Origin of the sequence: Actinomyces sp., assembly GCF_030530635.1 — a bacterium.
Lineage (GTDB): Bacteria > Actinomycetota > Actinomycetes > Actinomycetales > Actinomycetaceae > Actinomyces.
The window spans coordinates 1-17,888 of the sequence record NZ_JAUMUL010000070.1 but is presented as its reverse complement, the minus strand read 5'-3'; the positions used below and the strand labels follow the sequence as shown (position 1 = coordinate 17,888).

Sequence of the window (17,888 nt, the reverse complement as noted above, 5' to 3'; positions counted from 1 at the left end):
ATTACCGGGTCGCGATTTTACTGTGTCGGGATAGTGCTGGGTCCCGCCACCAGTGCGCCGGTCCGGTGACGACGAAGCGTGGGGGGCGGCCGGGCCAAACGGCCCGACCGCCACCCACGGCGACTATTCGGTTGTCCGTGCGGGCCCGCTCACCCGCGGTTCATGACCGAGAGCCGCCGACATCGAGCGGGCTCGCGTCCGCCTACTCGGCGTTTGCCGGAGAGGTTGATGCGGAACTCGCCATTCGGCGAGACTTCCAACTGCGGTTATCCTCGATCGGACGGGAGAAATGCCGGTTGGGCGGCACCGAGGTGACTGCCCGAACGCCTCCGGAGTTCGTGACCTGGGTGGAGTTCTGCTGCTCGTTACCGGTGGTTGTGCTCGGAGCGGCGTCGTCACCGGCAGCGACCGTGCTCTGACCGTCCTCGGAGGTCCTCGTAGTGCTCCCACTGGTTGAGCCGGTGCTGCCTCCGGTGTTAGCGGCCTCGGCGGTGAAGTTCGGACGGGCGACGAATGACAGGTCCGCCTCCAGCACCGGGTTCAGGTCGGTGATGTTGACGCCGTCGCCGGTGCCGGTGGAGTGGATCAGCTTGCCATCGCCCATGTAGATCGCGGCGTGGTAGACGTTGCCGAAGTAGGTGGCCTCGGTGCCGGCGCGCACCTGGTCGATGCGGCCCTCGGGGTCCTGCGCGGAGAAGAACAGGATGTCCCCGCGCTGGTAGTTGCCGTTGGTCTCCAGCCACAGGTCGCCGTTGGCGTAGAACCAGCTGGCCAGGTTGTTGGCCCGCCAGATCTTGGAGGTGGTGGGGTCCACACCGAAGTCGACCGCGTAGCCGACCTGGGTGTTCTCATTGGAGACGTACGTGGTGTGCTGATAGTCCCAGCCGAGCAGCACCATGCTCACGAAGGTAGAGCAGGTCACCCCGTAAGGCGCGCTCGTGCTGCTGTGCACCACCGTTCCCGTCAGGGGGGTGGGCCGACTGGAGTCCCAGATGAGCTGGCCACCGGCGTCGTAGAAGGTCTGAGCACGGGTGAGGAGGTCCTCGACGGCGGCGGAGTCGGCATTGCGCGTGGGGGAGGTGGGCAGGCCCTGCGGCACAGCCCAGGTGTTGTCCGCGAGCGGGACGGCGATATTCCCCTCAATTCCGTCAGGAAGAGTGTTCGTGACGGTGAAGCGCATGCCCGCGCCGTCGTCGGCGGCCTCATCGCCCGCCGTGTAGACCGTGCCGGACAGGCTGGAGGCGGACATCAGGTCCGCGGTGGTGTCGAACTGGGGCGCTGCCTGAGCCGGTGCGGCTGGCAGCGCTGCCGCGACCGCCAGGGTGGCCGTAACGGCCACCCCGGTGCTCAACGCGGCACATCGGTGAAGTGATCTGAGAAGTGACAATGGTCAGGGTCTCCTGTGCGTTGGTGGAGGTTGACGCTGCGGATGAACCGTTTTCCCGGAGAACCAGGGGCTAGATCCGGTGCAGCCTAGGGCTACGCACCCAACCAGGCTCCAGGACTCGAGGCCGAGCGAGTGCGTAATCAACACGTTAGATGAAACCCCGGCGACGCGCCACGGCGTGTCGCCAACAACGTCCTCGACTTGGTCACACTCAGGACACGTAGCTTGTGTGGGTCGCTGGGAGCCTGCCCTAGTTTCGTGCGGTTCTGGAGGGTATTTCACCCACGCCCGGCGCGAACAGGGGGCGGCCGGAGGCGAAACCTGTCGGCGGTATCGGCTAGCGTCAGGGGGGTTAGACAGCCGAAGGGACCAAATGCCGATGAACGATTCCGGACAGATCCGCGTGGCGGAGCGCTCTGCCAAGAAGAGTGGCCGCGGCGGTGACAAGGGGGGCTCCAAGCAGGGGGGTGGGCGTCGTCGCGGGGCGCTGGGCAATCCGCTGCTGTGGCTGACCCCCTTCGTGATGCTCGTGCTGTTGGGCTGGGCCCTGTTCACCTCCGCCGGCGGCTACCGCACCATTGACACCTCCGATGGTCTGGCCATCCTTCAGGACGCCCCGAAGACCGTCGAGTCCGTGACCGTGATCGACGGCACGCAGCGTGTGGAGCTGGATCTGACCGAGGACTACACCAGGCGGCCCAAGGCGGAGGGTGAGAGCTCCCAGAACGTGGGTCGGCGCGTTCAGTTCACCTACACCGATGCGCAGGCCGGGCAGGTCAACCGGCTCGTTCAGGCCGCCAACCCCTCCGGCGGCTACAACTCGGTGGTGCCCACCACCACCTGGTGGTCCTCAATGCTGCAGCTGCTGCTGCCGATGGTGATTTTCGTGGCCTTCATGTGGTGGTTCATCGGCCGCATGGGCGGCGGACGTAACGGCGCCTTGGGCTTCGGCCGCTCCAAGGCGAAGGTCGGCTCCAAGGAGATGCCCGACGTCACCTTCGACGACGTCGCCGGGGAGGACGAGGCGGTCGAGGAACTGGAGGAGATCCGCGAGTTCCTGTCCGAACCCGAGAAGTTCCAGGCGGTGGGCGCCAAGATCCCCAAGGGCGTGTTGCTGTACGGGCCGCCCGGCACCGGTAAGACGCTCCTGGCCCGCGCGGTGGCCGGCGAGGCCGGCGTGCCCTTCTTCTCCATGTCCGGTTCGGAATTCGTGGAGATGTTCGTAGGCGTGGGCGCTTCCCGTGTGCGCGACCTGTTCGAGCAGGCCAAGGAGAACGCCCCGGCCATTATCTTCGTCGACGAGATCGACGCCGTCGGCCGCCACCGCGGCTCCGGCATGGGCGGCGGACACGACGAGCGCGAGCAGACCCTCAACCAGCTGCTGGTGGAGATGGACGGCTTCGATGCCACCACCAACGTCATCCTCATCGCCGCCACCAACCGGCCCGACGTCCTCGACCCCGCCCTGCTGCGCCCCGGCCGCTTCGACCGGCAGGTATCGGTGGAGGCCCCCGACATGGCCGGCCGTGCCGCCATCCTGCGTGTACACGCCAAGGGCAAGCCCATGACCCATGACGTCGACCTGGACCAGGTGGCCAAGCGCACCCCCGGCTTCACCGGCGCCGACCTGGCCAACGTCCTCAACGAGGCGGCGCTGCTCACCGCCCGCTCCAACGCCCAACTCATCGACAACCGGGCCCTGGATGAGGCCATCGACCGGGTCATCGCCGGTCCCCAGAAGCGCACCCGCGTCATGAACGACCATGAGAAGGCCGTCACCGCCTACCACGAGGCCGGCCACGCCCTGTGTGCGGCCGCCGGCGCCTACTCCGACCCGGTCACCAAGGTCACCATCCTGCCGCGCGGCAAGGCCCTGGGCTACACCATGGTCATGCCCGCCGACGACAAGTACTCCACCACCCGCAACGAACTGCTCGATCAGCTGGTCTACGCCATGGGCGGGCGCGCCGCGGAGGAGATCGTCTTCCGCGACCCCACCACCGGGGCCTCCAACGACATCGAGAAGGCCACCGCCACCGCCCGCAAGATGGTCACCGACTATGGCATGACCCGCTCCGTGGGGGCGGTGCGCCTGGGCACCACCGAGAATGAGACGGTCCTGGGCCTGAACGCCACCAACCGCGATTTCTCCGAGGACGTCGCTGCCGCCGTCGACGCCGAGGTCCGTGCCCTCATGGACGCCGCCCACCGGGAGGCCTGGGAGATCCTGGTGCGCAACCGGCACGTCCTGGAGGACCTGGCCACCCAGCTGCTGGAGAAGGAGACCCTGCTGGAGAAGGACTTGGAGCAGATCTTCGCCCCCGTCATCCGCCAGCCGCGCCGCCCCCTGTGGCACTCCGACGACGCCCTCGTCCTGACCGACGACGTCGCCGCCACCTTCGGCGCGGCCGCCAAGGCCCCCGACCGCCACGCCGCCAAGGCCGCCCAGATCGCCCCCCAGGCCTCCGACGCCGTCGCGCCCGGCGCCGCACCGGATGCCGGAGGCGGTCAGCAGCCCGCCGACGCCGATCACAGCCCGGAGTCCGAGGAGCGGGGCGGGGACTGGAGACAGTGGTGACCGGCTATGATCCCGACGGCGTGCGCCGCGCCGTGCGGGACCTGCTGATCGCCGTCGGCGAGGACCCGGACCGCGACGGGCTGCGCGACACCCCGGACCGGATCGCCCGCGCCCTGGCGGAGATGTTCTCCGGCCTGAGCGAGGATCCGGCCTGCCACCTGGAGACCGTCTTCGACGCCGCCCACCAGGAGATGGTGCTGGTGCGGGACATCCCCCTGTACTCGGTGTGCGAGCACCACCTGCTGCCATTCCACGGGGTCGCCCACGTCGGCTACATACCCGGCGAGGACGGGCGCGTCACGGGCCTGAGCAAACTCGCCCGTCTGGTGGAGGGCTACGCCCGCCGTCCCCAGGTGCAGGAGCGGCTCACCTCCCAGATCGCTGACGCCATGGTGGAGCGGTTGGGAGTGCGCGGCGTGATCGTGGTGATCGAGGCCGAGCACCTGTGCATGTCCATGCGGGGCGTGCACAAGCCCGGCGCGAACACGGTGACCAGTGCAGTGCGCGGCGTCATGCGCAACGCCGCCACCCGCTCCGAGGCCATGAGCCTGGTGCTCGGCCGCCGCGCCTGAGCGGGGCCGACGTCGATTGGGGGCGCTTCAGGCGGCTGAGGCGGTGGATGCTGTGGGCGCTCGCAGGTGCAGCGCATTCACCTGCGGCGACGTCGGCGATGTATCTCAGGCACATCGAGTTCGGGGACGGCGCGACGCATGAAGGAGTCGAACTCCGGCACAGTGAACGCGGCGTACCCGTGCTGAGGTGTGTAGAGCAGACCCATTTCGATGAGCTGTGAGCGTATGGGGCCCAGCTGGGATGACTCGCGTTTCATGAGGGAAGCGACCTCGGAGGCCTTCTGCGGTTCGGGGCCCAGCTCGGCCATGGCCCGCATGTACGCCGTCTGTAGTGGTGTGGCTCGGTCGAGGCGTACTCTGAAGAACGAGCTGTCCAGCTTGGCCTCGTATGCCTCGCGTGCGGTGGAGATGTCCTCAGCCGTGATTTGTCCGTCCTTGGCGACGATCCACGCCTGGTAGCCCAGTTCTTGCAAGAAGTACGGGTAGCCGTGGGTGATGCCGACAGCCAAATCCGCCGCTTCGGCTGTGAAAGTGACGCCCTCCGCCTGGGCAGGTTCTATGATGGCTCGGCGCGCCTCCTGCTCGGTCAGCGAGTCGATCCGCGGGAATCTGAATAGGCGTTCGGCATAGGACTTGGCGTCACCGGCGAGTTCGGCGATTTGGGGCAGGCCCGCACCGACGAAGGTGATGGGGAGTTTCTTCTGCACGGACTTGTGGACGGCCTGGATCAGAGACTCCAACTGCTTCTTGTTGAGGAACTGGACTTCATCAATGAGGACGACGACGCCCGCCTTCTTCTCCTTGGCGACGTCTCCGACCGCCAGGAACACGTCGGTAAGATCCAGGCCCAGGTCACCGTTGTCGGCGTATCCATCAGATGCCGGGACGTCCCAGGTAAAGGAGATGCTCCCCTCCTGATCCACGGACAGTATGAAGGAACTGAGCACCGCCGCCGCATGACGAGCGCGTTCCCCCCACCTGCGCCGGGGCGACAGGTGCAGGAGCGCGGCCCGGAACTTTGCGAAGATCATCTGCCGGAACGCGCTCTCGTCATGTTTGGACGCCTCCATCTCAATGACCTCCCAGCCCGCCTCCTCCGCGATTTCGGCGAACCGGCTGAGCAGCACGGTTTTGCCGACGCCCCGAAGACCGGTGATGATCATCGACTGCTCGGTGCGTCCACGCTTGAGGCGCTCGAGCAGAACAGAGAAGTCCTCAGTCTGTCCGTCGCGTCCGATCAGGGCCTCGGGGGTGGCGCCGGCGTTGGGCGTGTACGGGTTGCTCACGTTGTCCACGAGGTCATCTTACTTGTTTTATTGTGTTTTATTGTCATCCAATAAAACGATGTCAATAGGGGTGTGTGGCCCGCCGCCACCCGCTCCGAGGCCATGAGCCTGGTGCTCGGCCGCCGCGCCTGAGCGGGGCCGACGTCGCCCGCCACCGCCCGCCCGGAGCTCCGGCTGCCGGTGGACCGGCGCGCCACGTGGGTGTCCCCCCGGCTTCGTGCCGGGGTTGTGTCCGCGAAATCCTGGGGAATCCGGTCGCGTCCGATAGCCTGGGGGCGTGAACGCGATCCCTATCAAGGCCCCGGCGCCGCTGCCACAGCCGCTCACCGCGGCCTCCGCGGCGGGCCGTACCCTGGTCATGGGGGTCGTCAACGTCACCCCGGACTCCTTCTCCGACGGCGGCCGCTGGCAAACCACCGAACTCGCCGTCGCCCACGGCCGGCAGCTGTTGGCCCAGGGGGCCGACATCCTCGACATCGGCGGCCAGTCGACCCGGCCCGGTGCCGCCCCGGTAAACGTCACGGACGAGCAGAGCCGCGTGCTGCCGGTCGTCCGTGCGCTCGCCGACACCGGTGCCGTCGTCTCCGTAGACACCCTGCACGCCGAGACCGCCCACGCCGCCGTCAGAGCCGGAGCCCGGATCATCAACGACGTCTCCGGCGGGCTGGCCGACCCGGACATGCACCGGGTTGTCGCCGCCGCGGGCGTGGTCTACATCTGCCAGCACTGGCGCGGCACCCCCGAAACCATGGACGGCCTGACCGACTACGGTGACGGCGGTGTTCTCGCCGGAGTCGAGGCGGAGCTGCGCATGCGGCTGAGCGAGCTCGACGCCGCCGGGGTGCGCCCGGAGCAGATAGTGCTTGACCCGGGTCTCGGCTTCGCCAAGACTCACCCCCAGTCGTGGGAGCTGCTGGCCGCCACCGGGCGGTTGGTGGCCGACCTGGGACGACCCGTCCTGATCGGCGCCTCCCGCAAGCGCTTCCTCGCCGCCGCCACGGTCCCCGAGGCCGCCTCCGACCCGCTTGCCCGTGACGCCGCCACCACCGCCACAACCGCCCTGGCCGCCGCCGCCGGCGCCTGGGCCGTGAGAGTCCACGAGGTCCCGGCCAATCGGGACGCCGTCCGCACCGCTTCCCTCTGGAAGGAAAACCGATGAGTACCAACCACGCCACCCCTGACAGGATTGCTTTGACGGGCTTATCCGCCCGCGGCTACCACGGCCTCCTTCCCTTCGAGCGCACCGAGGGGCAGCTGTTCACCGCCGACGTCACCGTCTTCCTGGGGGACCGCGGCACCGCGGTCGCCGCCGTCACCGACTCGGTGACTGACGCCGTGAACTATGTGGACGTCGCCCGCGCGGTCGTAGGCGTCATTGAGGGTGAACCGGTCGGCCTCATCGAGACGCTCGCCGAGCGCATAAGCGACACCGTGCTCGCCTTCCCGCGCGTCAGCGCCGTGGAGGTCACCGTCCACAAGCCCCAGGCACCACTGGACGTCGCTTTTGACGACGTGTCCGTAACCATCTCCCGCAATGCCGACGCCGCCGGTGAAGCCTCCATGAACGTGGCGGCGGCGCCCGCCGTGTCACCCTCCCCGGCCCCCGCCGCGTCGGCCCCGCTGGCCGCACCCCTCTCGGAGGAGGCCGCCTGGGGAGAGCAAGCGGCCTTCGCCCCGGTCGCCGCCTCCCCGACCCCCGCGCCCGCCGCCCCCGCTCCGGTGAGCGGCTTGGAGGACGAGCCTGCCGCCGTGGAGGCTGCGGCTCCGGTGAGCGGCTGGGAGGCTGAACCATCCGCCGCCCCCGCCCCTGCCGAGGACTTTGCCGCACCCGGTCCGGTCGCCGCCTCCCCGGCGGCCTCCGCACCTGCCGAACCGCTTGTCGGCCCGCAGTTCGGCGGCGTCGCTTCGGAGCCGGAGGCAGTTTCCGCCCAGCCGTCGCACGAGCCCTGGCCGATCGACGCCCCGCAGGCCCCCGCCGTCGCGCCGGCTCCGATCCCAGAGGCGGTCCCGGCGCCCGTCCCGCAGCCCCCGGCCGACCCTCTCACCGTGCGTCCGCAGGCGCCGGTCGAGTTGGTCATCGCCCTGGGCGGCAATGTCGGCGGTGTGGTGCCCTCGCTGCGCACCGCGGTCGGCACCCTGCGCAACACCGACGGCATCGACGTCACGACCGTCGCCCCGCTGGCCCGCACGGCCGCCGTCGTTGATGACGGCGAGGAGCAGCCGGACTACCTCAACACCGTGGTCCTGGCCACCACTACCCTCTCCCCGCGGGAGGTGCTGGCCGTCTGCCAAGACCTGGAGGCCGCGGCCGGGCGTGTGCGCACCCGCCCCCAGGGGCCCCGCACGCTCGACGCCGACATCATCACCTACGAGGGCGTCACCTCCACCGAGCCGGAACTCACCCTGCCGCATCCGCGCGCCGCGCAGCGGGCCTTCGTCCTGACCCCCTGGGCGCAGGCCGACCCCTTCGCCGAGATCGGCGACCAGTCCGTCGCCGCCCTGGCCGAGACCGCCCCGGACCGCGACGGCGTGCGCTGGTTGGCGCTCGACTGGCTCGACTCGGATCACCTCCCGGCCCTGCCGACCGGGCAATATGTCGCCCCGCCGGAGGTGGAGGAGGCCCCCGCGGCCGAGGCCCCGGCTGAGCCGATCGATGCGGGGGCTGATGCCGCGCAACCGGCCGATCCCTGGCAGCCCCAGCCCGAACCGGTGGCGCAGCCCGCCGCCCCCGCGCCGCCGGAGGTAATGGCGGAGCAGCCGTGGCCCGCGGAACCTTCCCCATCCGGACCCGTCGGCCCCGCCCAGTACGGGCGGCCACAGCCGGTCCAGCCCTGGCCGCAGTCGGCCCCACTGCCTTCCCACTCTGAGCAACTCCCGCAACAGCCCGAGCCGGGCCAGTCCCACGCCCGCCATGTGGCGGAACCCGTGGACGCCGAGGCGCCCGCCGCCCCGCCGCAGTCACCCGTGGCCCCAGCCCCGGCGGACGGCGATGAGGCGGCCGCCGATGAACACGAATGGGCCGCGCCGCCGAACTGGAACGACGTCATCGGCGGCCGTAACGGCCAGGAACTATGATGCGGCGCACGCGCTGGACGACTGTCCTCGCGTGCTTCGTCGGGCCCGGAGTGCTCGCCTGGGCGGCCTCCGACCTCATGCTGGGCCACCGCGGCTGGACCCTTTCGCTCACGCCGTGGGGTGCCGCCGTCGCCATCGTCATCGCGACGAGCGTGCTGGTCGCCGGACTGGCGGTGCGGCGCCTGCGCGAACACGAACCGACCTGGATGACCCCCTTGGGGGCCGCCACCACCGCTGCGGCCGCGCAGGCCTCGGCCCGGGTCGGGGCGGTGATCGGCGGCGTCTACGCCGGCGGGCTCGCCGTTGCGCTACTGAACCTGGACTCGCCGGCCATGATCTCGCTGGCCTGGTCCGCCGGCGCCTGTCTGAGCGCCTGCGTGCTGTGGAGCGGCATCGGACTGCTCGTCGAACACTGGTGCGCCATCGGTGAAGACGATGACGACGACCTGCGTTCCAGTTCCCCGCCACATGGAAGCACCGCCTGAGCCGGATGGTTCATGCTCCGGTGCGAGAAGGCCTCACGCGGGGGCGGTCGGGCGGGCACGCATCCCGATCCTTGTTTGTCAGGGCACGCGGCCGCCGTATCTACCGATCTCGGCGGTAACGTCTACCGATCTCGGCGGTGATTACGGCGCAGGCGCCGTGCTCGTGAGAGCATCGCGGCATGCCCAGTGCTTTCGGCCTGCCTGCCGCCCCCGAACCACAGCCGCATGGCCGCAGCCCTGCCGCCTCCCCGGATACGCAGTCCTCCGCCGCCGGTGAGACCCCGATGACCTCGGCCCCACAGGCGGCATCCCCTTCGGCCTCGACCCGACCGGCGCGCCCCGGCCGACTCGGCGTCGGCATTATCAGCGCCGGCCGGGTCGGCGCCGTCCTCGGCTCCGCCCTGCGGGCCGTGGACCATCAGCTCATCGGCGTGCACGCCGTCTCCGAGGCCTCACGCGAGCGCGCTGAACTGCTCCTACCCGGCGTTCCCCTGCTGGACGTGGAGGAGATCATCGAGCGTGCCGAACTGGTGCTGCTGGCCGTCCCCGACGACGCCCTGGCCGACCTGGTCCGGGGACTGGCAGACCTCGGGCGGTGGCAGCCCGGGCAACTGGTGGCGCACACCTCCGGCGCCCACGGGATCGGTGTGCTCGAGCCCGCCCGGCGCTGCGGCGCCATCCCCCTGGCGATCCACCCGGCCATGACCTTCGGCGGCTTCACCACCGACGTCGCCCGACTGGTCGGCTGCCCCATGGCCGTAACCGCTCCCGCGGCCGTGCTGCCGATCGGGCAGGCGCTTGCGGTAGAACTGGGCGGCGAGCCCTTCGTCCTGCCGGAGGAGTCCCGCCCCGCCTACCACGCCGCCCTCGCCCACGGCGCCAACCATCTGGTCACCCTGGTGAACCAGGCGGTGCGCATACTGGCGGCCGCCGGCGTGGAGGACGGTGCCGCCATCCTCTCCCCGCTGCTGTCGGCCGCCCTCGATCGCGCCCTGCGTGAGGGCGAAGCCGGGCTGAGCGGTCCGGTGGCGCGCGGCGACGCCGGTACGGTGCACGCCCACTTGGCGGCCCTGACCCGGCTGCGCGACGTCGACGGGCAGGGCCTGGACGATGTCGCGGACACCTACCGGGCGCTGGCCCGGGCGACAGTCACCCGTCGTGCAGCCACCGGTGCACTGGGGGAGCCGCAGGTCCGGGCCCTGCGTGACGTTCTCGGGGACCACGGTGCAGACTCCGCCGAGCAGCCCCCGGAGCAGATCATCTAGCGTTGAGTCATGACCGCCTCGACCTGCCCGGACGTCCCCGTCCCCCACGCCGCCGGCCCCGCACTCGCCCGCACCCGGGAAGAACTCGCCTCTGCGCTGGCCGCCGACACCGCCCCGCGCGCCGTCGTGATGACCATGGGCGCCCTCCACGAGGGCCACTTCGACCTTGTGCGTGAGGCCGCTCGCCGCGTCGGAGCGTCCGGCACCGTCGTCGTCACGATCTTCGTCAATCCGCTTCAGTTCGCGCCCGGAGAGGACCTCGACGCCTACCCGCGTACCCTCGAGGCAGACCTGAAGGGCCTTTCCGGCGTCCTGACCGGCCCCGGCGGCGCCCTCACAGTGGGCCGCCTGGTGGTCTTCGCCCCCACCCCCGAAGTCATATACCCCGACTTTGATCCGCAGGTGCGCATCGACCCCGGCCCGCTGGCCACCGTCCTGGAGGGACGCACCCGACCCACCCACTTCGCCGGCGTCTGCCAGGTGGTGCTGTCCCTGCTGCATCTGACCGGGCCCCAGTGGGCCGTGTTCGGGCGCAAGGACGCCCAACAGCTGGCGATCGTGAAAGCGATGGTGCGAGACCTGGCGGTCCCGGTGGAGATCGTCCCCGTGGACATCCGCCGCGAAGCCGACGGCCTGGCCATGAGTTCGCGCAACGCCTACCTGTCCGACGATGAGCGGGGGCGTGCCCTGGCCCTGTCCCGGGCGCTGGACGCCGGGCGGGCCGCCGCCTACCGGGGCGCCGACCCGGTCGCCATCCGGGCGGCGGCCCAGGAAACCCTGGACGCCGCCGCCGGCGTCGAGGTCGACTACGTGGCTCTCGTCGACCCCGATTCCTTCATCGACCTGTCAGGTGCGGGGATCGGCCTGGAACCACAGGCGCAGCCGCGGGGCGCGGGGCGGGGCGGCGCGTCCGGCGCCGCCTCCAGCCGCGGGCTGCTGGCGGTCGCCGCCCGCGTGGGCACCACCCGACTGATCGACAACACGCTCATCGACTTGAGTTGAACCCTCCCGGCCGGGCGGACCCGCATCAGGGCAGGAGCCGATCCCGTGCTGGCCCCGGGCGGTGACGCCAATCGGGCACCCCAACGAGGGACACTGTGCTGGGAGCCTCCTACTACGGGAGGATGCATATGGTCCAAACGCTTTGCGATGCTCGATGAGACATAAACTTCAGGAGCCAGCATGCCCCATACCTCTGCGCACCCCACCGCTGCACCTGCGGTGGCAGATCCCTTCGCCCCCGACGGCATCATCTTCCGGCCTGTATCCCCACGGTTGATCACCGCGCGCCTGGTCTCCAACCTGGTATTCAACGGTGTGTGCCTGATCGGCTTCGTGGCCGCGGGAATTTGGGCGAGCCCCTGGTTCCACATCGGGACGGCGCTGGCTATCGCCGTCTCCGTGTGGGAGCTGTGGCTGGTTCCCCGGCAGGTGCGAGCCATGGGATACGCCATGGCCGAGGACCACCTCCTGTGGCGCAAGGGCATCATGTTCCGCAGAATCAGCGTGATCCCCTACGGCCGCATGCAATTCGTGGACACCTCGCAGGGGCCGCTGGGGCGGTATCTGGGGATTGCGGAGGTGAAACTCCACACGGCGTCGGCGTCGACGGACGCGATCATCAACGGACTGCCCGTCGCCGAAGCCGAGAACCTGCGGCGCATCCTGTCCGAGCGCGGTGAGCAGAGGATGGCCGGACTATGAACGCGCATCCGCTCCCATCCGACGCCCCCGAGCTGCCGCGGGCCGACGCCGACGACCCGCGCGGAGGTGCCCGGCGCCGGGGCGGAGATCGGCGGGACGCCCGGCGCCAGGACGCCCAGGAACGGGCCATCTCCCTGCCGCCCGACGCGCAGTGGCGGCGCGTGCACCCCGTCACCCCGCTGCTGGAGGGGTGGAAGTTCATTACCGCCGTGCTGGCCTTTCTGATATGGCAGAACGTTGAGTACGTGGGCGAGGTCTATTCGGCGCTACAAGAGGTACAGGCGCGTGTATCGCCGCGGCTGATTCTGGGGGCGGGACTGGCCGTCCTCGGTGTGGTCGTGGTGATCGGCCTGGGCTTGTGGCTGTCGTGGCGGATGCGCTCCTATGCCGTCGACCGTGACGCCGTCTACCTGCGCACCGGTGTGCTCAACCGGCAGTTGCGTACCGCGCGCCTGCCCCGCATCCAGTCCGTCGACATCGTCCATCCCCTGCTGGGTCGTATCTTCGGGCTGGGACGGCTGAAGGTGGAGGTCGCCGGCGGCAGGGAGTCGCACGTCTCCATTGGTTTCTTGCGCACCCGTGACATGGAGTCCCTGCGCGATCGGATTTTGTCGCTGGCGGCCGGGGAGGAGACCGTCAATGAGGCCTCGGAGGGTTTCGATGCCCGCGTGATGCCGTCTGCCGCCGAGTCGGGGACAACGGGCGTTCCCAGTGCCGCGGGAGCCGACGCCACGACCGGGCGCAGGCCCGGTTCCGGGCCGATGGACGCCGCCCGCAAGCCATCCGCGCCGCTCGGCTTCGAGGACGCCGTGGCCGCGCAGCCGATCCCGGAGGAGCGTCTATACGGCACCGAGCACTACCTGTATGAGGTGGACACCCGCATCCTGATCGGTTCCGTGCTCCGCTCCGGAGCGGCCCTGGCCACCGTCGTGGTGTCGGTCAACTTCCTGGTGGTGCTGGCCGTGTGGCTGAGGATCGGGGCCTTCCAGGACGACAGGCCATTGGCGGTGTTCTTCAGCGTGCTGCCCATGCTGACCATACCGTTCGGTTTCGGGGCTTACGCGTGGAGCCGTTTCGACAAGGGGTGGCGCTTCCGTGCCGCGGCCACGCCTGCGGGGATTCGAACGCGCTTCGGGCTGACCGCGGAGACCTCCTCCACGCTCCCTCCCGGTCGGGTCCATGGCGTGCAGATCGAGCAGGGACTGCTGTGGCGCGGTCCCGACTGGTGGAGGATTGAGGTGAGTGTGGCCGGGCGCAATGCCGCGGAGGCCAATTCCTCCGGGGCGGTGGAGAACACCGGGGCGAACGTGCTGCTGCCAGTGGGGCGGCGGGAGACGGCCCTGCGGGCGCTGTGGCTCGTGGTGCCCGACTTGGGTGTGGCCGATCCCGACGCCTTCCTGGAATCCGCCCTGACGGGGCAGGACCAGGACGGTGTGGGCGACGAGGCCCTGGCCGTCGGCGCAGCCGGGCGCGGTTTCATACGCATAAGTCCCCGTGGGCGCCTGTTCTCCCCGCTGGCCTGGCGACGCGAGGCCATCGCCCTTACCGACACCTGCGTGGTGCTGCGACTGGGCCGCTGGCGGCGGCGTATCAGCGTGATCCCCTACGAGCGGATCCAGTCCCTGCGGCTGTGGCAAGGGCCCTTCGCGCGGCGCCGTGGCATGGCGGCGCTGCGCCTGGACCTGGTGGATACGGAGATCGCCCGCACCCTGAGCAACCTGGACCTGGCCGATGCCGCCGCCATTGAACGCGTCATCTCCGAGCGGGCGCTGAGACGCCGCCGGGAAGAGCGCCTGGATCGCTGGCTCGCCCGCGCCACCGAGACCTCCTGACCCCCCTCACCGAGGTCGGTAGAAGTTACGTGCCGAGTTCGGTAGAAGTGGTATGCGGCCGCGACCGGTTGGCCAGGGGTCGTTGTCCTCCTCACGCTGTAGCCTCTGTCACTACAGTTCGGTGTGCTGGCTCTGGGCGTCTACCCTGGTAAGTGATGAGCACTCGCATGCGGACGATGATGACGTCCAAGATTCACCGTGCCACCGTGACGCAGGCCGACCTCGACTATGTCGGCTCCGTTACGGTTGACGCGGACCTGCTCGACGCGGCCGACCTGCTGCCCGGCGAGCGGGTGGACATCTGCGACTGCACCAATGGCAACCGCCTGTCCACCTATGTAATCCCGGGTCAGCGCGGCACCGGTGAGATCTGCATCAATGGTGCCGCCGCACACCTGGTGGACCCGGGCGACATCGTTATCCTCATCGGCTACTCCCAGCTGCCCGACGATGAGGCCCGCAGCTATCTGCCGCACGTGGTATTCGTTAATGAGAACAACCAGATTGTCGAGCGCAGCACCGAGCCCGGGCAGGTGCCGGCCGACTCCGATGTGGCTCGCCTCCAGGGGCTGCGCTCCTCCGGCATACCAATCTCCTCTACGCGTGGCTGAGGCCAGGGCGTCCGCCCGGGTGTGTGGGACGGGCGACGTTCTGGGGAATTGGGAAGAGAACAGCTAAGGATGACGGTACCGTCAGCCAACAGCGGGAGTTGCACATTTGAGCAGACCCGAGCAGACTGGCCGGATCGGGGTAAAACGTTCATATGGCAACGAAAAGTCATGTTTTGGTTATGTATGACCTGATTGTCTGATGAGCTTGCAGTGTGCAACGGAGGGGTCGTTGCGCACTGAAAGCTCATCAGACCTTCGCGGCCATCTTAAGATTCCGCACAATTCCGGGGTTTTCGGGCATGAGCAGTCGATTCGAGTGTGCAACGCCCAGGAGTGCACGCGCAACGACCCCACGGATGTGGTCTTCGCCGGCGGCGACATCCTGACAAGTCAGCCGTATGGGCACGTATCCGGCGGCAAGTGCGGCCTGATCACGATGCCGGTCAGCGGAGAACTGCTCCGCTGAGCAGTGGAACTCCCAACCGTCCGTCTCCACGATTAGCCAACCCTGCACGAGCATGTCTACCTCGCCAACGCCCTCAATGATCGCACCTGTGTCAACGTTCAGCCCGATATGGCGGAGTGCCAGTCGTGTGCGGGACTCTAACGGGGAACGTGACGCTGGATCTGTGAGGGCAAGCCGCCGCCGACCTTGCGCGGCGTAGCGTCCGGTCAGCAACTCCGAGACCTCCTCCGCGCAGGTGTCGGAGCGGTTGAAGGCCGCGTCGGCAACGCAGATGGCGTCCAGCTCATCAAGGCACACCAGGCAGCAGGCGACAACCTCGGCCGAGGCGACGAGGGGGAAATCATCGACCGTTATTGGAGTGATGCGTGTCTTACGGTGCAGCGTCACTCCCGTAAGATCCCGGTTTGCGCTGGGGCGCATGCTGTGGTTCTTAGGGACCGCTAGATGCAATGACTTGGGCTGGCTCCACAGGGGGTAGCCGAGTACCTCGGCGGCGCTTGCACAGGTAACGCGTGCGCGGTACTGGCGGCATTTTACGATGCGCGGATCCGTGCCTGGAATCGCGAGAAAGCGGGGTGTGGGCCGGTAGAGCAGCTCGGCGGTGAGGGCACGGTCGATAGCGCGCCGATCATCCGCACCGAGGATGACCTCATCGTCGTGCGCCGCGCCGTGTAGTGCCGTTACGCGTCCCAGCAGCAGTTCGAGCTCAAGGCCCATACGTGAATGATGGTCTCGCAGGGGCTGCCCCGTGTAGCCCCAATCATTCGCCTGTGGATAACTCCGCCCCGGTGCCGTCGGCTGTCACAGCCTGTGGATTCAAATGGATCTGCCAGGGGATGGGTAGTCCGAATTGGCTGGGTGCGGGGCCGGTTGAGGCTGCTGTGGGGTGAGGGGTGTCGGGTGAGTGCGGCTGATGCGGGAGCGGTTGGGTGGCTTGGCGTCGGAAATTGGAGTGGGAAAGTAGTCCCCGTGGATCGGAGTGCCGGCCAACCGGATATGAGCCCGGCAGGGGGAACGGTTACACTCGCGCGCGTGAGTGAAGCCCCCGAGAACCAGCAGACCTCCGTGCCTCAGACCGACGCCGAGGCCGTCGCTGCCCGAACCGCATCCAGACAGACGGCCCCGTCCTCCGGCGACCAGTTCCGGGTCAGGTCCGCTAAGCGGGAGCGTCTGCGTGAGGAGGGCTGGGATCCGTACCCGGTTTCTGTGCCCCTGACCACCACCATCGCCGCTGTGCGGGAGCGCTACTCTCAGCTGCAGGCCGGCGAGGAGACAAACGATGTGGTAGGCGTCGCCGGACGGGTGGTGTTCCTGCGCAACACCGGTCGACTGTGCTTCGTCACCCTGCAGGACGGCGCAGGCGCCACCCTCCAGGCGATGCTGTCGGCCAAGTCCCTGCCAGGTCAGGGGCATTCGAGCCTCGCCGCATTCAAGGCCGATGTCGACCTCGGGGATCACCTGTTCATCCATGGACATGTCGGTGCCTCCCGCCGTGGTGAGCTGTCCGTATTCGCCGAGCCGGAGTTACGTGAGGGCGTTGACGCCGCCGCTCTGGCCGAACTGGGCGACGACGCCATCGCAACCCCGGCCTGGCAGCTCACCTCCAAGGCGCTGCGGCCGCTGCCCAAGACCTGGACCAACGACGCCGGAGAGGCGGTGACCCTATCGGAGGAGCAGCGTGTGCGCCGTCGGGAGCTGGACCTGCTCACGCGCCCGGCCGCCCGAGACATGGTGCGCACCCGGGCAGCGGTCGTGCGCAGTCTGCGTGAGAACTTCTACGGCCGCGACTATGTGGAGTTGGAGACTCCGATCCTGCAGGTGATTCACGGGGGTGCGGCCGCCCGGCCGTTCACGACTCACATGAATGCGCTGGACATGGAGCTGTACCTGCGTATCGCCACGGAGATCTACCTCAAGCGGGCCGTCGTGGGTGGCGTCGACCGGGTGTTCGAGATCGGCCGGATCTTCCGCAACGAGGGCATGGATTCCTCTCACTCCCCGGAGTTTGCGGCTTTGGAGGCATATGAGGCCTACTCCGACTACCACGGCATGGCCGAGTTGACCCAGAACCTGGTGCAACAGGCGGCCCGTGACGCCTTCGACCTGAGTGAGGGCGAGGAGGTCGTGCGCCTGGCCGACGGCGCCGAGTACGACCTGTCCGGCCAGTGGCGCCGTATCGACCTGTACACCTCCGTGTCCGAGGCGGTGGGTGAGGAGATCACCGTCGACACCCCGCGCGAGCAGCTGGTCCGGATTGCGGAGCGGCTGGGCCTGGAGGTCGACGACTACGCCGTGTCCGGCAAGATCGTGGAGGACATCTTCGAGGAGACGGTCGGCAACGACCTGTGGGAGCCGACCTTCGTTTTCGACTTCCCGGAGGACACCTCCCCGCTGACCCGCTACCACCGCTCCCGCCCTGGGCTGACCGAGAAGTGGGACCTGTACATTCGCGGCACCGAGACCGCCACCGCTTATTCCGAGCTGGCTGACCCGGTCATCCAGCGCGAGCGCTTCGAGGCGCAGGCGCTGGCTGCCGCGAAGGGTGACCCCGAGGCCATGGTCCTGGACGAGGACTTCCTGGTGGCCATGGAGCAGGGCTTCCCGCCCTGCGGCGGCATGGGCATGGG

Annotated in this window: 14 protein-coding genes; 11 read left to right on the top strand and 3 right to left on the bottom strand. The window is 68.9% G+C overall.

Annotated features, from left to right (window positions below):
- Window positions 1-202: 202 nt before the first annotated feature.
- Window positions 203-1,351 (bottom strand): hypothetical protein, encoded by a 1,149-nt coding sequence (locus tag Q4A20_RS13065; RefSeq protein WP_303123592.1) that lies wholly within the window; start codon window positions 1,349-1,351, stop codon window positions 203-205.
- Window positions 1,352-1,766: 415 nt separating this feature from the next.
- Here Q4A20_RS13065 and ftsH point away from each other — a divergent pair, with 415 nt between their 5' ends.
- Together ftsH and folE are read left to right on the top strand one after the other, a co-directional pair.
- Window positions 1,767-3,965 (top strand): ATP-dependent zinc metalloprotease FtsH, encoded by a 2,199-nt coding sequence (ftsH, locus tag Q4A20_RS13060; protein ID WP_303123590.1) that lies wholly within the window; start codon window positions 1,767-1,769, stop codon window positions 3,963-3,965.
- A complete protein-coding gene (folE, locus tag Q4A20_RS13055; protein WP_303123588.1) occupies window positions 3,962-4,537 on the top strand; it encodes a GTP cyclohydrolase I FolE in 576 nt (191 codons plus the stop codon). Before ftsH ends, folE begins: the two co-directional genes overlap by 4 nt.
- A 77-nt stretch (window positions 4,538-4,614) precedes the next feature.
- Here the strand turns inward: folE and Q4A20_RS13050 are convergent, their stop codons facing one another.
- Entirely contained in the window at window positions 4,615-5,832 is a 1,218-nt protein-coding gene (locus tag Q4A20_RS13050; protein ID WP_303123586.1) for an ATP-binding protein, read from the bottom strand.
- A 277-nt stretch (window positions 5,833-6,109) separates the two neighbouring features.
- Between Q4A20_RS13050 and folP the strand changes: the two genes are divergently transcribed.
- The 8 genes from folP (at window position 6,110) to panD (ending at window position 14,795) form a co-directional block, all read left to right on the top strand.
- Entirely contained in the window at window positions 6,110-6,982 is an 873-nt protein-coding gene (gene folP / locus Q4A20_RS13045; RefSeq protein WP_303123594.1) for a dihydropteroate synthase, read from the top strand.
- A complete protein-coding gene (folK, locus tag Q4A20_RS13040; RefSeq protein ID WP_303123585.1) occupies window positions 6,979-8,898 on the top strand; it encodes a 2-amino-4-hydroxy-6-hydroxymethyldihydropteridine diphosphokinase in 1,920 nt (639 codons plus the stop codon). Before folP ends, folK begins: the two co-directional genes overlap by 4 nt.
- A complete protein-coding gene (locus tag Q4A20_RS13035; RefSeq protein WP_368502482.1) occupies window positions 8,898-9,383 on the top strand; it encodes a DUF3180 domain-containing protein in 486 nt (161 codons plus the stop codon). The genes folK and Q4A20_RS13035 overlap by 1 nt, the downstream gene beginning before the upstream one ends.
- 284 nt (window positions 9,384-9,667) lie before the next feature.
- Window positions 9,668-10,648 carry a Rossmann-like and DUF2520 domain-containing protein gene (locus tag Q4A20_RS13030; RefSeq protein WP_303123593.1) on the top strand — a complete coding sequence of 327 codons (981 nt, stop codon included), beginning with the start codon at window positions 9,668-9,670 and terminating at the stop codon, window positions 10,646-10,648.
- 9 nt (window positions 10,649-10,657) lie between these two features.
- Window positions 10,658-11,650, top strand: coding sequence for a pantoate--beta-alanine ligase (gene panC, locus Q4A20_RS13025; protein ID WP_303123583.1), 993 nt, complete (start codon window positions 10,658-10,660; stop codon window positions 11,648-11,650).
- Between the two features lie 180 nt (window positions 11,651-11,830).
- The gene (locus tag Q4A20_RS13020; RefSeq protein WP_303123581.1) at window positions 11,831-12,352 is read left to right on the top strand and encodes a PH domain-containing protein; all 522 of its coding nucleotides are present in this window, start codon (window positions 11,831-11,833) and stop codon (window positions 12,350-12,352) included.
- The gene (locus Q4A20_RS13015) at window positions 12,349-14,184 is read left to right on the top strand and encodes a PH domain-containing protein (RefSeq protein WP_303123579.1); all 1,836 of its coding nucleotides are present in this window, start codon (window positions 12,349-12,351) and stop codon (window positions 14,182-14,184) included. The genes Q4A20_RS13020 and Q4A20_RS13015 overlap by 4 nt, the downstream gene beginning before the upstream one ends.
- Window positions 14,185-14,339: 155 nt before the next feature.
- Window positions 14,340-14,795 (top strand): aspartate 1-decarboxylase, encoded by a 456-nt coding sequence (gene panD / locus Q4A20_RS13010; RefSeq protein ID WP_303123577.1) that lies wholly within the window; start codon window positions 14,340-14,342, stop codon window positions 14,793-14,795.
- 247 nt (window positions 14,796-15,042) lie between these two features.
- Here panD and Q4A20_RS13005 read toward each other — a convergent pair whose 3' ends face one another.
- Window positions 15,043-15,978 carry a hypothetical protein gene (locus Q4A20_RS13005; RefSeq protein WP_303123575.1) on the bottom strand — a complete coding sequence of 312 codons (936 nt, stop codon included), beginning with the start codon at window positions 15,976-15,978 and terminating at the stop codon, window positions 15,043-15,045.
- A 315-nt stretch (window positions 15,979-16,293) separates the two neighbouring features.
- Here Q4A20_RS13005 and Q4A20_RS13000 point away from each other — a divergent pair.
- Window positions 16,294-17,888: amino acid--tRNA ligase-related protein (locus Q4A20_RS13000; RefSeq protein WP_303123573.1), on the top strand; the 1,595-nt coding region annotated here is incomplete at its 3' end.

What these genes read in the sequence shown, in the direction of transcription:
- folK (WP_303123585.1), top strand. Translation starts at nt 6,979, where the DNA reads ATGAGTACCAACCACGCCACCCCTGACAGGATTGCTTTGACGGGCTTA.
- Q4A20_RS13005 (WP_303123575.1), bottom strand. Translation starts at nt 15,978, where the DNA reads ATGGGCCTTGAGCTCGAACTGCTGCTGGGACGCGTAACGGCACTACAC.
- panD (WP_303123577.1), top strand. Translation starts at nt 14,340, where the DNA reads ATGAGCACTCGCATGCGGACGATGATGACGTCCAAGATTCACCGTGCC.
- ftsH (WP_303123590.1), top strand. Translation starts at nt 1,767, where the DNA reads ATGAACGATTCCGGACAGATCCGCGTGGCGGAGCGCTCTGCCAAGAAG.
- Q4A20_RS13035 (WP_368502482.1), top strand. Translation starts at nt 8,898, where the DNA reads ATGCGGCGCACGCGCTGGACGACTGTCCTCGCGTGCTTCGTCGGGCCC.
- Q4A20_RS13020 (WP_303123581.1), top strand. Translation starts at nt 11,831, where the DNA reads ATGCCCCATACCTCTGCGCACCCCACCGCTGCACCTGCGGTGGCAGAT.
- Q4A20_RS13015 (WP_303123579.1), top strand. Translation starts at nt 12,349, where the DNA reads ATGAACGCGCATCCGCTCCCATCCGACGCCCCCGAGCTGCCGCGGGCC.
- panC (WP_303123583.1), top strand. Translation starts at nt 10,658, where the DNA reads ATGACCGCCTCGACCTGCCCGGACGTCCCCGTCCCCCACGCCGCCGGC.
- Q4A20_RS13030 (WP_303123593.1), top strand. Translation starts at nt 9,668, where the DNA reads ATGACCTCGGCCCCACAGGCGGCATCCCCTTCGGCCTCGACCCGACCG.